Raw genomic sequence first — 15,532 nt, forward strand, 5'->3', positions numbered from 1 at the left:
GGCTGTATGTTTAAAAATTTGAGCATTTTTAGCAAAATCATGATCATTGTGTGCATACTGCTGATTCCATTGCTGCTTTTATTTGCTTATTCTAATTATGTGAGCACGAATGTTGTAAAGTCGGAGATCGAGAAATCGAATGTCAACAGACTTTCGTTTTTTTTGAATCAAATGGATACGAATGCCGACCAATTATCCAAGGCAGCCTTTACATTGGGAAGGGAGCCGGAAGCTGTCAAGTTCCAATCGATTCAACTGTTCCATGATTTGTTCGATTCCATCCAGATACGTCAAACCCTGCTGGAGAAAATCAAGCTGCAAAGTACTTCGTACAGCTGGATGAATAAGCTATCCATCTATTCGCCTGCATTGAATCAACTGGTTTCAACCGATGCCTTGGAAAATTACGATTTAAATTATTTTCAGAAGTATACATCTCCCGATTGGGTGTACCGTCCACAGGTAAAGCCGAGCGATCACCCGAGCTATTTCTACCGGTATTCGACCGAGCCTTCATTACTCTTTGGTGCTTTAAACGATGTTAATGTAATTATTGAAGTAGGCTTTGCAGCCCGCAACATTGAGCTGATGCTCGACCAGTTTAAAACGGGCAGTATCGGGGAACCTTTCTTTTTCAATAAAGAATATAATCCGATCATGAATTCAACGGCAAATCGCCAAACTGTCCAAGCGCTGTCCATGCTGCTTCAAGGCGAACCGTTACTGCATTCAGGCAGCAAAGCTGTGGAGATCAATGAAGTTAAGTACATGCTTAGCTACGCCAAATCGGGTACCTTGGATTGGTATCTGGTCGATGTCGTACCGCTGGAAAATGTTTTGGCGCCGATTACGACGAGCCGAAACTTATTCTATACGACGATATCGATGCTTCTCTTGACGAGCATTATGGCCTCGTACCTGCTATTCAAAAATGTCCAGGTTCCGATTACTCGATTAATTGCAAGCGTTAACAATTTAAAAAGAGGCAATTTTTCCACACGCTTGACCCAGAAGGCAAGCCGGGAATTTACCATTTTGTTCAACCATTTCAACAGTATGGCCGAGCAAATTCAGGATTTGGTGGAGAAGGTGCTGCGTGAAAAAATCAGGGCACGGGACGCCACATTAAAACAGCTTCAGTCACAGATCAACCCGCATTTTTTATATAACTGCCTCGCCTTTATCCAAAGCATGGCACAATTGGAAAACAAGCAGGCGATCATTGCCATGACCCAGCATTTAAGCAAATATTACCGTTATGCCACCCGTATCGAACAACAAGAGGTTACAATGGAGAATGAGCTGAATTTAATTGTTAGTTATTTGGAGATACATAAGATGCAAACTCTTCGGCTGGATTATGGAATTGATGTACCTGATGAGCTGAAGGCAAGCTTAATTCCGCGTTTGCTCGTACAGCCGATTGTGGAGAATGCGATTGTCCATGGTGTCGAGTGCAAATCGGGCATCGGCACGATTATGGTCTCGGGCTACGTGACGGAAGCGGAGCATTTCCTGGTCATTGAGGATAATGGAATTGGCACCAGTGCCGAAGATATCGCCAAGCTGAACGAGAAGTTCGCCCAAGAGCTGGACGCTGAGCTGGGACATGGCATGTGGAATGTTCATCAAAGGCTGAGGCATCAGTTCGGAGGCAATTCAGGTCTGCATGTTTCGGCTTCCCTGCTCGGTGGCTGGAAGGTTACGCTCAGGATGGACAAATCAATCGTTTAAAACATAAGCATAGCGGAGGGTTGAATATGCAATTGCTAATTGTTGACGATCATCCTGGCCAGGTCGATAGCATGGCCCTCACGATTCCTTGGATGGACTATGGTGTAGAAGCTGTATATAAAGCTTACTCAGCCAATGAGGCGCTGGAAACGATAAAAAAGCAAGACATCGATATTATGATCACCGATATCCGTATGCCCGGCATGAACGGCTTGGAATTAATTCATTCCGTCCGGATGATCTCGGAAAAAATCCGCTGTGTCCTGATGTCAGGCTTCAGTGATTTTGAATATGCCAAGCAGGCGATCCAATATAAAACGGCAGGCTATTTGATGAAGCCGGTTGATACCGCCGAATTGATAGCGCTAATTGAGCAAATCCGCAACGAGCTGCGCGAAGAATGGAATGTGAAGGAGGTATATCATAATGCTATGTATACTTTGCGGGAGAACATTCCTTTTCTGCGTTCCCAATTATTAATGGAGCTGCTGCAGGGCAGACCTATTAAGCACTCAGTGTTGTGCAAGAAGATGAAGGCGCTGGAGCTGCCCTTCGAATGCGAGGATTATGTTTGTATGATGGTTATACGGATGGATGAAGAAAGCGCAGCGGAGGATGAAGCACAGCTATCTCTGTTAGAATATGCGATAACGAACATGGCAGAGGAGGTATTCATTGAAACCTTCAATCTCTGGTATTGCAAGGATGTCAATGGGCATCTTGTATTTCTGGTCAGCTTAAAGAACGAGCAACTGTATAAACCGCTTCATGAGCAAACCAATGAGCAATATCGCCTGCAGCTAAAGGCTGATGTAGAGGAGCTGCAGAAGAAAACAAGAACTTATTTGAAGCGCAAGGTTTCGGTAGTTCTTGTGAATCGTTGGGTACCGTTGTCTGAGCAGATCGTGCCACTTTACCATTCCGCGATTGCGGGTATTCGCAAGCACATTGGCAATGAGCAGCAATTCGTTGCTATTGTGTCCGAGACTGCAGAGACAACAAGGATGGGCTCTCTGCAAACTTTGTATGAACCGCCACTGCTGCAGCATTTAATGGAGACGGGGCGTTGGGATATAGCAGAGGAACGGCTGGAGCTGGTATTCATGGAACTGAGTGCCAAATGGCGGGAGTCTCCTGAATATTTGAGCGAGGCGTTCTTTTTCATCACTGGCACCTTTATGCGAATTTCACATAAAAACGGCAAACAGCTTCAAACGATGATTGGCGATTATGGAAAAAAGCTGCAGCAGAACCGTCCCTTTTGTTCCCTGAATCAGCTGCGTGATTGGGTATTCCATGTGTTTCACTTGTTACAAATGGAACTGCAAAAAGAGCAAAACGATTCGAAAATGACAGTGATCGAGCGGATTCAAGCTTACATTGAAAAGCATATGGACGGTGATGCCTCGCTGCAGGCGATCGCTGACCATGTCGCGCTTCATCCCGCGTATTTGTCCAAGGTATACAAGGTGGAGACGGGGATGGGGATCAGTGAATATGTGATGAAAGTGAAGATGGAGAAGGCGGTCGAGCTGTTGCAAAATAAGAAGGAAAAGATTTACAATATCGCAAGGCAATTGGGATATCAGACTCCCCATTATTTTATCAGGGTATTCAAGAAATATTACGGAGTTACACCGCAGGAGTTCAAGCTGAGCCAATAATATGTTACGCATAATAGAATAATAACTGGATGCTTAAGGGGCAGGGCAAACCGTCTATTTCCCTTATGGGGTAAACAGGCAGGTATGGGTGCACGCGCATCCATATTTCCATTTGATGCTGTCCAATGGATTCAATCTAAGATACCGGCCGCCATGTACGCTCGGAAGGTAGCCGGAGGCTATTCGGTTTGTCCTTTTCCAACTGAGCAAGCAAAGTGGTATGACCTTAAAACTTTTGTATAGGTATTGCTCTGGAAACCATCTAAACTTAACATGACCGAACAAGTTATGATGCAATATGGATAGAAAATTAAAGGAGGAACACCACATGAAATTAGTTTCAACCTACCCATTCGACGAAGGCCAGCTTGCTGTAATGAACAGTAAAGGAGTCGTGGTTACCCTATTTAAAGGAGAACAAGAGCTCATCGATTCGGAAGCTTATGCAGATGCGGATATTATCATCGCTAACCACCGTTCGTTGCAGCAGGACTTTCTGGAGAAATGTGAGAAGGTGAAGTGGGTGCAGGTTGCCCATATCGGAATCGAGCGGCTGCCGATGGACTACCTGAAGGAGCGGGGCGTAACGGTTATCAATGCCCGTGGCTCAATGGGTCTGCCGATTGCCGAGGATATACTGACTAAGATGCTGATGCTGTCGAGAAATAGTGTGAAAGGTGTCAAAAATCAATTTGAGCACACATGGGGGCGCATAGGACCTTTTATTAATTTGTCCGGAAAGACTGCTGGCATTATCGGGGCAGGCGATGTAGGAACGGAAACGGCGATTCGAGCCCGCGCATTTGGCATGAAAGTAATCGGGATCAATACGACAGGCAATCCGCTGCCTGAATTTGATGAGATGTACAAGCCGGAACAGCTTAATGAAGTGATTCAGCAGAGTGATTTTATTGTTCTCACGCTACCTTTAACAGAGGAATCAACCAATCTGTTGGATGAAGAACAGTTCCTTCTGATGAAACCAACAGCTTTTATTATTAATATTTCACGCGGTGCATTGATGAATGAAGAGGTTTTGCTGGATTATTTGAAAAATCATAAAATTGCAGGAGCAGGGCTGGACGTATTTGTGGAGGAATTCAAGCTTGGCAAGCTGCCGTCGGAAAGTCCGTTCTGGGAGCTGGACAATGTGATCATTACGCCACATTGTGCAGGCGGCGGAGATCAATTCCACCAAAGATTTACCCAAGGCTTTTTGCACAATCTCGATTTATTCCTTGAAGGCAAGACAGATGAAATGATCAATGTACGCCAATTCGGAAAAGGGTACTAAGGAGGAAGTCCGATGGCATCATGGTGGTCAGGTAATAAGCTGCGTCTGGTTCAGAATAACCTTCGTGAAACGGATGCGAATCTTGATGTAGATCTATTAATTGGCGATTTGGAGAAGCTCGCTGCCAACGTTCTGATGATGAATGCAGGTGGAATTGTAGCCTTTTATCCAACGAAGCTTGAGTATCATTACCGGGCAGAGGGTCAACAGAAGGATCTTCTCAAGGAAGCTATAGACAAAGCACATGCAGCCGGCCTGAAATTTATTGCCCGCTTTGATTTCAGCAAAGCGCATGAGAGCATATACAACAAGCAGCCGGATTGGTTCTACCGTACCAAGGAAGGCAAGGAAGTCAATTATCATGGCATCGTCCATACGTGTATTAACGGCTACTACCAGCGTGAATATTCGCTAAAGCTGATTTCAGAGGTTATCTCGCAGTATGAGGTGGACGGGATTTTCTTTAATATGTTCGGCTACCAGACCCATGATTACAGCGGTTATGATTATGGGATTTGCTTTTGCGACAGCTGCAAGAGCCGCTTCCGCGAGTGGAGTGGCGGTTTGGAGCTTCCCTTAAGTGAAAGTCTAGAAGATCCGGTTTACAGAAAGTATAAAGAATTCCAGGATGCTACAACAAAGGAAATGCTCGACCGGATTCACGATTTGGTGAAAAGCAGCAATAAGGATATTGCGATTTCTACTTATAACGAGCATAAGGTGGACATCGTCCGTAAGGAATCGAACACGGACAATAGGCGTCCGCATCCGGTATGGCTGTATTCGGCATCGGAAAATGTGAAATCGCTTGAGGATGCATGGGAAGATAAGCTGATCAGCAATTGCTGCATTAATGCTATTGATTTGGTGCACCGATTTACCGCGGTTTCCAAGCATGAAATGAACATACGCCTTAAGGAAAGCCTGGCTAGCGGCTCAGGCTTGGATTTTTGCATCATTGGCGTCTTTGAGGATTACCCGGATCGTGAGAATCTGCCTACTGTAGCTAATATTTTCCAATATCATAAGGAGCATGAGCAGTATTATGGCAATTTCCTGTCTGTAGCTGATGTAGCACTGATCAAGCCGGGCGGAGCTGCGCGTAAAAGCTTGAAGGAGTACTCGGGAATTTTTAAGATGCTCAAGGAGCAACATATTTTGTTCGATGTCATCCATCAGAATAATCTGAAAATTATGCAGCAGCGGCATTCACTAGAAAAGGTGGGGCGATATAGAATTGTTATCGTGCCGGATATAGCTGAATTCTCGGCAGAGGATTTGCTGTTACTGGAAGCACTCTTTAATGAAGGTGTGCAGCTGCTAAGCACAGGTCGCTCATTTACTGAAGGCGAAGCTAATGTATCGTTTCTGCAGCGTGTTTTTGATGTATTGCCCAAGGAAGTACAAATATACGAACGGGATGCTGCATACTTACAAACATCAGATAAAACGTTATTCAAACATTTTTTGGAACGTGACTGGATTTTTCTAAAGGGAGCATTTCAGCAGTTGGAATTCGGGCCATCTACGACCAAACAGCTGCCTTTTATTACGCCGTCAACTTTTGGTCCCCCTGAACGAGCTTCCGGTCATGGCATCTCGGGGGAAAGCTTTGGGGCCGCAATCCGCTCGAATGGCTTGTATAGCTCGGATCGCTCAGGCATAGGCAGCTTAAACAGCGTAGGCGTACGCGAAGCAGACGGAAGCAGCGCACACTCACGCGGTGCGGTATATCTGCCTTGGCAAGCAGGCGAGCTATATTACAAATACGGCTACGCCGACCACAAGCATGTTGTGTTGGACATATTGGATGATATGGCGTCAGCACGCTTGAAGCTGACTACGAACGCGCCGCAAAATGTGGAGGTGTTTTTCAATAGGCTGGATGCTCATACCTATATTCTGCATTTGTTGAACTTGTCGGGCTTTAATGGAACTACATATTTTGAGCCGGTTCCTATTTATGACCTGGAGATCTCGCTTCATGATATTGGGGATTGCAAGCTGCTGGATATATTGACCCCTTCAGTCATCGCTAATTTTACAACTATCAACGGAAATACGGCCATCCAGCTGCCGGAGTTAAAGGATTTTGCAGCCATAGTAATCAAGGTAAAGGCAAGCATATAGATAGTGATCCATTAGATGCCTAATGTTCATAGCGTGAAAGCTTTCAATCCATATTTAGGAAGCCTCTAATAGACGATGAAAAAGGAGACAGAGGAATGAAAACGAATCTGGATCATGTAGACGCGTTACTTCAACTCGATAACACAGGGCTATTCGAAGCAACGGCCAACTACCATACCTGGATAACAGAGGGCTATAGTCAGGCAAAGGCACTTGAGGTTTCGAAGCTGCCCGGCAAAATAGACGAAATTGTCATATGCAGTGTAGGTGGTGGCCCTGTAGCAAGCTTGGTACAAGTGAAGTCGCTATTGTTTGATGAAATTAAGGTTCCGGTCATCCTGTCGCAAGCCTATACGATGCCTGCTTATGTCGATGCGGATTCGATTGTGTTCATCGTGAATTATTCCGGAGGATCGGAGGAAGTCGTCAGTGCCTACCACCACGCGATAACAACGGGCGCAACGATAGTCGTTCTAACGGCTGGGGGGAAGGCGAAGGAGCTTGCTGAGCAGAATGGGCACTTGCTGTTCCAGCTACCAGCCGGCAAAATTCCACGGATCATATCGACAAGCCATGTTCTTGTACCGATGCTTGTGATATTGCACGCTATGGGGCTTATCTCCGACCCTAAGCAGGGGATCATCGAAACGATTAGCCTAATGGAGCAGCTGGCAGCCGCCTACGCACCGCAAACTGTATTGGCTGATAACGAGGCCAAGCAAATTGCAGCCGAGATGGACGGGCTGATTCCTGTCGTGTACGGTACATTACCATTTACCGATGCTGTGGCGGTACGCTACAAAAATCAGCTTGCAGAAGTGAGCAAGCTGATGGCATTCTGCAACGCTATGTCTGGGCTCCACCATGATGAGGCTAACGGATGGGATGCCGACAGCGTGATGCTTAGGCAGTTTCACTTCACACTGATCCACGATGAAGAGGATCTGGAACCGATGGGCAGAAGGCTGAAGGCTACCCGTGAGGTACTGGCTTCCAGAGCCGGTGCGGTACGCCAAATTACTTCAACCGGCAGCAGCCGATTGGCCCGGATGTGCTCGCTTACGTATTTGATTGATCATGTAACGCTGTATCTGGCGTTTATTCGCGGCATTAACCCCTCACAGGGCACAGCATTAAATGAGTTTAGAAAAAGATTCAACAGCTAAAATTCCAATGGTCTGCTTTCCACACTTTGCTTCAATGTGGGAAGCAGGCTTTTTTTATTTTACGCATATAGGTTTAATTAATTAACTTGAGTGTTGCGAATTTGCTCATGATTACCGCAAATGGCATAACGTATCGACCTTAAGTATCCATTTGATCCTCTAAGGTGCAGGGCTGGTCTTCCGTTGCATGAATGACTAACTGCCAGAATAGCGGAATAATATTAATATTTTGAGATTTTCAAGTATTGTACTATGATAAACTTAATTCCGTTATTTGAGTTGAGCGATGATATGGGACATTGCCCCGTACTCTTAAACATTTTAGAGAACAGGATACCTAAGGAGTGGTAGAAATGGCGCGTGTTTTATTTATTAATGGTGGATCTGAAGGACATATCAATCCAACAATTGGAGTTGTGCAAGAGCTTATTTCGCGTGGGGAAGAGGTAGTGTACTTTTCTATAGAAGCTTTTCGGGAGCGTATTGAGAAGACGGGAGCTTCAGTACAAACATTTGACGATCAAAAATTTATAAAAGCCTTTATCTCAGGTGGAAGAGATTATTTACTCGAAAGAATCAACGGTCTTTTACTTACGGCAGATATAGTCATACCAAACGTTCTTGAACAGATCAAAGGAGAGCAATTTGATTACATCATCCATGATTCCATGTTTGGTTGTGGACGTTTACTTGCTCAAATTCTTAAGCTTCCCGCAATCAACTCCTGTACTTCTTTTGCGCAGACAAAAGATTCATTCGATAAAATGTTGGAACAGCTTTCTATAAAAATTCCTGCAAAAATAATTGAACCTATATACGATGAATTTCAAAGCCTGACGGTAATGCTGAAGGAAAAATATGATGTGGAGATCCATTCTCCTTACGAAGTTTTTTGTAATCCTGCACCACTTACAATCGTTTATACAACTAGGGAGTTTCAACCTTTTGGAGAAGCCTTCGACCCAACTTACAAATTTGTAGGTCCATCCATCTCTTCACGATTAACTCAAGAGAACTTCGACCTTACTGCAATCAAGGGGAAAAGCCTAATTTACATTTCACTGGGTACTGTCTTTAACCAAGCAATTGATTTCTATAAGCTTTGTTTTGAGGCATTTGGGAACACTGATCATACTATTGTCATGTCTATTGGGAATAAAACTCAAATTTCTGATTTAGGGGAAATTCCTAAAAACTTCATCGTCAAAAATTATGTTCCACAAACTGATGTACTGAAATACACTAAATTATTTATTACACATGGTGGAATGAACAGTACCAATGAAGGTATCTATTACGGGGTTCCACTAATTGTAATCCCACAAAGCGCGGATCAGCCAATAATTGCTCAACAAGTTGCTAATATCGGAGCAGGCATTAAATTACAAATGCAAAGCTTGACTGCAAATCAACTGCGTGAGGCCGTAGATCATGTGTTAAACCTCTCATCTTTCAATAAAGCTCTTGCAAATATTAGGGAATCCTTTCAACGTTCAGGTGGGTATCACCAAGCTGTTGATGAGATTTTCGAATTTAAAAGTCAATATCATAACTAAATATAAAAATTTCTTAAGATTATCAGCAATCACAACCACTTATTGGGAGGCATTCACGATCTACTCTTTATTGGAATCCACGAAATGTCCATAATGGTCAGCTTCATTACGGCAGCTTGCGGTTAAAAGCTCTTTTATTCTCTCTCTGCCGCGCTACATGCTGGACTTGGCTCCTGACAAGGATAACCAGAGTGGTTCACCATGGGTCTTATACAGGAAGATAGCTCGGTAGTTAAATCAAGCCCAGGATGTTCATTGGTCAGTTGCAGTTCTAAAGGGAGTAGACACAACACCGAATACATTGTTGCACAACATTTCATGCAAATCTGTTGCACCTGCTGCTTTTTTGACTAATAGAGTAATCAGGATGACTCGGGCGTAATATCAATTGAGCCATCCTTTTGGTATCTATTTATGGTGATAAGCTTGAGGTAGATGGTGCATTACTTTCTAACTCATAATGACCGATTGGAGGGAATTCTATCTGCTGTAAATGCTGATGTTCAATCTCACTGCTTAAATCCATGATTCCGTCAGAAATCTTTTGGGACATATCTTTTAGAATTGTTAATTTCCGAAATCTTTGTAAAGCGTCATAGGCTTGTGGGTGTGCAATTTTCTGCTCAGAATCAGCAAGCTTTTCAAAAGCATCTTTTTGGTCCACCAAAGCGGAACGGTAAGCTTCAACACTTATGCTTATATCTTTGTCAAAAAGTGAGCAGCATTTCCGTAACTTCAATCTTAATTGGGCTAATTCATTTCTAATCTCATGGATCCTATTTTTTCCAAAGTCATCCGTATTGCATGCTCTCACGATTTCACTGATGTTGTTTAAAACACCGGTAAAGGCAGATGAAATTTCGAGTTCATTCAACAAATGTGTCTGAAACTCCGTAATATCCTCATCTAGGCTTATCAAATTCTTGCTTAAGTTCATTTTCAAAGAAAACCCTCCTTACAGTAACAATTCAAAATGAACCGCCACCCTCTCGGACGATACGTTTGGCCTGTTCATACACTTGCTCATCAATAACAACCGTTAGCAAAATATCCGTGTTGCCAACTCCATTAAAATCATAGTAACCATCCTCAGAACGAGGCGCGCTTAAAGCGCTGGCATCTACATCAGTTGCTGCTAATATCCCCTCATTAATTCCCGGATTCTCGTTATTCATGGTTAGAAAGCTTAGACCCGGAAATCCACTTGTCAATGGATTAAAGGCTTCACTTACGCCATCCCCTTGGAATTGTCCAATTCTGGCAACCTGAACATCTATAGTCCCAAGCGCTTTCAGCTGTGGTAGAAGTTTATGGGCTTCATCAGGCGAATGAAAGTAAGCCATAATACTCTTTTCTGACAAGGTTATTGCCTCCTATCCTTTTTTTAACTTGTCACTTGTTTTAATACTGAAACTGCTCATTTATTGTTTACAACCAATTATAAATGATGAGGGAATCTATAACTGCACCAAAATCCCAGAAGAAGCTTGCGGAGGTTTGATCCTTATCGAATTATGACTGACATGCAATATTTAAGACATTGTCCCATTGCTACGAGAAACAAAGGCAGCAGCAGGAATAGTAGGCACTTCATCATCTCGCTCTTCGTACAACTCTTCATCATCTGTGTGAATGACTTCTACGTTCTTGATTTCAGTAGCTTCACCTTCAGTTAGATCCTTGTCAAATTTTCTTTCAAGCTTTGATATTTCTCCAGAATCCATTTTATCACGCCCTTTCTTAAGGTATATATTGACCCCCAAATAGCATTTTTATTCCTTCTGTTTCACAAGGCTTTGCTAATTAAGCGATTCCTCATGTAACTTATTCCTATTATTAACACCGGATAGTAGATATGCAATGTCATAAGCCAGCACCAGTAATTATAGATCCGATAAAAATACGCTTAGTAAAAGATATTACATCGCTTGAAGCATCCTTAAATATTTTCACAGATGAATAGACTAGTAATAATGTGACTAGTAGATTGAATACTCCGTCTATGATCAACAACATGATGCCATTGTAGAAATTGATGAAAAACAATTCCATCCAATGCTCCCATAAATCCCATTCCTAATATAGGAAATCGAGCCCATGCATATGATTAGGAAAGGGCTGGCCGAATATAATTCGTCCGACCTCATTGCAGTTGAATATCATGACGATAAAAAAGACCCGTAGCAAGTGCTCGGGGTCACAGTTCAAGACGGATACATTCAATTCAATCCCGTACAAGCATATGATATTCTTACTCGGGACTAAGCTTGGACTAGATTAGATACACAACCTTATGCTGACATAGAGAATTGCCATATATCATAAATCTCACCGTAAGGCTCATCCTTAGGATCCTTAAAATACCCATAATAATAACTCCTTCTTATGATGGTTTATTTTTCCCTTATATCATTTTAATATTGTATGGCTAATATCTGCGACTTGTATTCAATGGTAAAAGTTATGGTTACGACTAATTATAATTCGCTTCTCCTCAATGAAGGGTGCTTGGGAAAGGGTGGAGCCATAACTTCGAGCCTATTAACGGACTATTTAAACATTCCAAAGCTATGATGAAAGAAGGATTTAAGGATTTAGCCAGTCCCTATCAGGGGCTGTGATTAATCGTGCATCAATATACGCCATGTCCATCGTTAGTATCGTTTTGGCTCTATAAATCTTTCGTGATTTATCCTTTTCAATTACAAGTGCTATATCAGCTTTGGTATCACTCATTAAATTTAAGGGTAAAAGTAGTTGGATTTCATTCTCATACCAATGTGGAATTGCTACTTTATAATTTCGACGTATCCTGTCATAAAGCGATTCAATTGCGCCTTTTAAAGATATGAGAGCTAATCTTTCGTTGTTGTGAAGTATTTCCGGTAAACGATCTTGGTTTTCATCTATTATATGTTTGTAATTTACTTCGATTTGGCCATCACCGTAGCTTAAATCGAATATTAAGTCGGTTGGATCGGATATGTAAGTTGCGATATCAGGCAACGGTTTAAAGGGTTTTAATTTTTGAGAATAGGATTCGGCAAATGTAAAAAATGTCCAATCTGGAGCCTTAAATTTCTTCGACTCTTTGTTTTTGAAAAATGTAGCAAAGATATCTTGATCGTCCCTAGTCTGGAGTCCGGTGTTAAAACATGCTTTTTCACCATCCTCCGAAAATGCGATTAGATTAAGATCCAACACCCTCAAAAATGTATTATTCAGGAAATTTGTGAGTATCGGATATTTTTGATTATGTCGTCTTTTTAACTCTTCTGATGAGAAATTCCAATCTTCTTTTTTCGCAATTACAGTAAGTTGTTCAAATGGTTTTTCCCATGTTTCACCTATTTTTCCGTTGTACGTAAATGCGGCAAACACTTCATCATTGTTCTGTTTATTAAACCTTTTAAATAGCGATTTATACAATTTCATTCGAGTACACTCCCTTTTAATTTTTAGAAAAACTAAAATAACAAACTTAATATTGTGAGGCCAATACATCTTGGTCGCGTTATTTTCTTCCGCACATGTCAACGAAGAAAAAATGTATGAAATTGACTCTTATATGTTTCCCTTCATAGTTCATAATAATTTTGGTTAAATAATAACAATGAGTTGCTCCGAAGGGAATATAAACGAAAATCTCATAAAAGTGCCATTAAAGTTTGGTGAAATTTACGATGTATAGAAAGCGATTTATTACGAGAAAAACCATTGTTTGCGAAAGTGTACCTAGGAAAGGTAAGGTCTTCGGTGCCCTTTCTTGATATCGATCACTTCTAAAATATACGATTCTGGTTTTATCCGGGTTTTCGAACAGCTTTCATCATCAGTTCATGGTGTATGTGAACATTTTCAAAAATTCCCCTTGATCCTTAAAGCATATTTCAATGTAAAACCAAGCATGCTATAAAATGTGCTAAACAAAACGTTTTGAAAGGAGAGATCATCCGAATGAATAACAAATTACGCAAGTTGCTTATCGGGTCAGCTCTGATGGCATCATTGGTGTTTTGCAATCAGGCTTTTGCCGAGACAGGGACAAATGGAACAACAGGTACTAGCACAGGGATGGGGGCGGCAACCAACACAACATCCGGTTCTTATAATTCTTATAGTACCATTGGTACAAACAGTGCGAACTACCGAATCAACGCAAATACAACAACGAAAGATATGGATTGGGGCTGGTTAGGGCTCCTTGGATTGTTAGGCTTAGTAGGGATGCGCGGTAACAATCGCCGCAACACAAGATAAATAAAAAGCCAAGAACAGTATAATTGGGATTTGGTGAGAACCTGACCCAATACGGCTATTAGCTTATTGTCTCGTGGGGATATTTCAAAAATTTGCAAAAGCCACAGGACGAATGGTTTGCTCAACAGTAAACCTTTTTCACTAGATAATTACTAAAGCCTAACAAGAAATGAAAAACGAGTAACTGGTCATAGTTGCTCGTTTTCCTATGTGTAGTAGTTTCTAATAATGGGGCATTGTTACTGTCAGAGCTAGTCAATAGGATAATCCGTGCTATTGGTGAGAGCACTACAACTAAAATAATGAATAAAAAGCCTAATTTCATAAGAAAAGAATATTTACAATAAGAGTTTGGGTACCGGTTTCCGCATAATATCTCGTTTAATGGACACCTTATAGTAGTTAGAATAACAACAATCTAGGAGGTAATTATGAATATGCAACAACGTTTTGCTGCACATGAATTTTTGGAAACTCAGGAGGCTGTACGTACTAAAGCGGCACACCTTGAGCTTTATGGAGTGTTGTTCTCCATGGCCCAGGATACGCACTTAAAGGATATATTATATAATCAGCAGCAACGGATGCTGGAGGGCTACAATTATGGAGTCAGCCTTCTTCAAGGACAAGGAATACAAATGCATCCGCACACGCCAACATTACGCATTTACGAACAACCCCAAACCGGATTGCACAAGCCGCAAATGCCTTCTCCCAATCCCAACGCCACTATACTAACCGATTATTCAATTGCTACAATCGTATTGAATATGCATAAATCTGGGTCTGCGATTAGTATGCTGTGGGCTTCAGAATGCGTTGACCAACAAATTCGAATGTTCCATGCTACTTCTGCCAATATATGTCAGGAAATGGCCTGGGAGATTTTTCAATATATGAATACTAAAGGTTACTACCAAGCACCTCAGCTGGCGGATCACACGATGCAAACAATGATTCAAGGTGTCCAGCAAGCTCAGTCGCAGCAGCCATACCAAACACATTTTAATCACTAGTATAGCTGTGAATGTAAAGAGAGAGCGGTTGCTCTCTTTATTTTTTTGTTTTATGAGCGCAACGTTATTTTGCAGTTGTCACAAGTTTAACTCAACACGTAATTAAAATTTATAGCAGAGAATAGTCACTCTAATTCTTTATCCAATGAAGTAGCTAACTCCATCAGTATGCAATACATCCCTTGCAGCAACGTTACCAAAACGGCTAAAATTGTTAGTACCACACCAATACCGCAGTATTTGTTGCGGAAGCGCTCTCCTCCGTAGTCCTAACGGGACTTTTCAAGATTATGCGACGGAAGCTAGGATGCTTATGGTTCTAAGAATGGAAAATATCCGCACTTGTAACCTAATAGTTAATGTGATAAATTATATAACCAGGTTGCTATTACTGGTGCCCGACAAAGATCTGAATGGAATTTCTGAATTTGCTGGGCTATTCCTTGATATAACCGGGTCATCATTATTGTTACCGAATAAGTTGAATTGAATTGCTTGCAAGTCTGGAAAAGTTTGCACTTGCAATGTATTACCTAAACATGATATATTGTTCCTCCGGCTGTTTGATCAGCAGGCACAAAACATATTGTCCTTTGAAAACTGAATCAACGAGTGAGTAAAATAGAGAATGCAAGTTCTCGCCAGATGTAAAGAATGAGGCAACTCAAGTTCTACCTTAATGGAGAGTTTGATCCTGGCTCAGGACGAACGC

The 15,532-nt window shown here is 42.0% G+C and carries 13 protein-coding genes; 8 read left to right on the plus strand and 5 right to left on the minus strand.

Annotated elements, in window-relative coordinates; genetic code table 11:
• The first annotated feature begins 6 nt into the window (after nucleotides 1-6).
• The 6 genes from G9U52_RS30720 (at nucleotide 7) to G9U52_RS30745 (ending at nucleotide 9,544) form a co-directional block, all read left to right on the plus strand.
• Nucleotides 7-1,734: a sensor histidine kinase gene (locus G9U52_RS30720; protein ID WP_166154874.1), complete on the plus strand. Its 1,728-nt coding sequence runs from the start codon at nucleotides 7-9 to the stop codon at nucleotides 1,732-1,734.
• A 26-nt stretch (nucleotides 1,735-1,760) separates the two neighbouring features.
• Nucleotides 1,761-3,398 (plus strand): response regulator transcription factor, encoded by a 1,638-nt coding sequence (locus G9U52_RS30725; protein WP_166154876.1) that lies wholly within the window; start codon nucleotides 1,761-1,763, stop codon nucleotides 3,396-3,398.
• Between the two features lie 328 nt (nucleotides 3,399-3,726).
• Nucleotides 3,727-4,692, plus strand: coding sequence for a D-2-hydroxyacid dehydrogenase (locus G9U52_RS30730; protein ID WP_166154878.1), 966 nt, complete (start codon nucleotides 3,727-3,729; stop codon nucleotides 4,690-4,692).
• Between the two features lie 12 nt (nucleotides 4,693-4,704).
• Entirely contained in the window at nucleotides 4,705-6,822 is a 2,118-nt protein-coding gene (locus G9U52_RS30735) for a family 10 glycosylhydrolase (RefSeq protein ID WP_166154880.1), read from the plus strand.
• A 95-nt stretch (nucleotides 6,823-6,917) separates the two neighbouring features.
• Nucleotides 6,918-7,988, plus strand: a complete 1,071-nt coding sequence (locus tag G9U52_RS30740; protein WP_166154882.1) for a bifunctional phosphoglucose/phosphomannose isomerase — start codon at nucleotides 6,918-6,920, stop codon at nucleotides 7,986-7,988.
• 353 nt (nucleotides 7,989-8,341) lie between these two features.
• Nucleotides 8,342-9,544, plus strand: a complete 1,203-nt coding sequence (locus G9U52_RS30745) for a macrolide family glycosyltransferase (RefSeq protein WP_166154884.1) — start codon at nucleotides 8,342-8,344, stop codon at nucleotides 9,542-9,544.
• A 412-nt stretch (nucleotides 9,545-9,956) separates the two neighbouring features.
• On the opposite strand, the gene G9U52_RS30750 is transcribed toward G9U52_RS30745, so the two are convergent.
• From G9U52_RS30750 to G9U52_RS30770, 5 genes are all read right to left on the minus strand, one after another.
• Nucleotides 9,957-10,487: a hypothetical protein gene (locus G9U52_RS30750; protein ID WP_166154886.1), complete on the minus strand. Its 531-nt coding sequence runs from the start codon at nucleotides 10,485-10,487 to the stop codon at nucleotides 9,957-9,959.
• A gap of 25 nt (nucleotides 10,488-10,512) precedes the next feature.
• The gene (locus G9U52_RS30755; RefSeq protein ID WP_166154888.1) at nucleotides 10,513-10,905 is read right to left on the minus strand and encodes a hypothetical protein; all 393 of its coding nucleotides are present in this window, start codon (nucleotides 10,903-10,905) and stop codon (nucleotides 10,513-10,515) included.
• Nucleotides 10,906-11,076: 171 nt separating this feature from the next.
• A complete protein-coding gene (locus tag G9U52_RS30760) occupies nucleotides 11,077-11,307 on the minus strand; it encodes a hypothetical protein (protein ID WP_207953317.1) in 231 nt (76 codons plus the stop codon).
• Nucleotides 11,308-11,483: 176 nt separating this feature from the next.
• The gene (locus G9U52_RS41895; protein ID WP_375790301.1) at nucleotides 11,484-11,618 is read right to left on the minus strand and encodes a DUF2243 domain-containing protein; all 135 of its coding nucleotides are present in this window, start codon (nucleotides 11,616-11,618) and stop codon (nucleotides 11,484-11,486) included.
• A gap of 512 nt (nucleotides 11,619-12,130) precedes the next feature.
• Nucleotides 12,131-12,979 carry a DUF3825 domain-containing protein gene (locus tag G9U52_RS30770; protein WP_166154894.1) on the minus strand — a complete coding sequence of 283 codons (849 nt, stop codon included), beginning with the start codon at nucleotides 12,977-12,979 and terminating at the stop codon, nucleotides 12,131-12,133.
• 522 nt (nucleotides 12,980-13,501) lie between these two features.
• Between G9U52_RS30770 and G9U52_RS30775 the strand changes: the two genes are divergently transcribed.
• On the plus strand, nucleotides 13,502-13,804 hold the full coding sequence (locus G9U52_RS30775; RefSeq protein ID WP_166154896.1) for a WGxxGxxG family protein: 303 nt from the start codon (nucleotides 13,502-13,504) through the stop codon (nucleotides 13,802-13,804).
• Nucleotides 13,805-14,235: 431 nt separating this feature from the next.
• Nucleotides 14,236-14,820, plus strand: coding sequence for a spore coat protein (locus G9U52_RS30780; protein WP_166154898.1), 585 nt, complete (start codon nucleotides 14,236-14,238; stop codon nucleotides 14,818-14,820).
• Nucleotides 14,821-15,532: the final 712 nt, after the last annotated feature.

The sequence above is a fragment of the Paenibacillus agricola genome, assembly GCF_011440305.1.
Lineage (GTDB): Bacteria > Bacillota > Bacilli > Paenibacillales > NBRC-103111 > Paenibacillus_S > Paenibacillus_S agricola.

Coding starts and splice junctions, on each gene's coding strand:
- G9U52_RS30735 (WP_166154880.1), top strand. CDS start 4,705: ATGGCATCATGGTGGTCAGGTAATAAGCTGCGTCTGGTTCAGAATAAC.
- G9U52_RS30770 (WP_166154894.1), bottom strand. CDS start 12,979: ATGAAATTGTATAAATCGCTATTTAAAAGGTTTAATAAACAGAACAAT.
- G9U52_RS30745 (WP_166154884.1), top strand. CDS start 8,342: ATGGCGCGTGTTTTATTTATTAATGGTGGATCTGAAGGACATATCAAT.
- G9U52_RS30730 (WP_166154878.1), top strand. CDS start 3,727: ATGAAATTAGTTTCAACCTACCCATTCGACGAAGGCCAGCTTGCTGTA.
- G9U52_RS30725 (WP_166154876.1), top strand. CDS start 1,761: ATGCAATTGCTAATTGTTGACGATCATCCTGGCCAGGTCGATAGCATG.
- G9U52_RS41895 (WP_375790301.1), bottom strand. CDS start 11,618: ATGGGATTTATGGGAGCATTGGATGGAATTGTTTTTCATCAATTTCTA.
- G9U52_RS30775 (WP_166154896.1), top strand. CDS start 13,502: ATGAATAACAAATTACGCAAGTTGCTTATCGGGTCAGCTCTGATGGCA.
- G9U52_RS30720 (WP_166154874.1), top strand. CDS start 7: ATGTTTAAAAATTTGAGCATTTTTAGCAAAATCATGATCATTGTGTGC.
- G9U52_RS30740 (WP_166154882.1), top strand. CDS start 6,918: ATGAAAACGAATCTGGATCATGTAGACGCGTTACTTCAACTCGATAAC.
- G9U52_RS30780 (WP_166154898.1), top strand. CDS start 14,236: ATGAATATGCAACAACGTTTTGCTGCACATGAATTTTTGGAAACTCAG.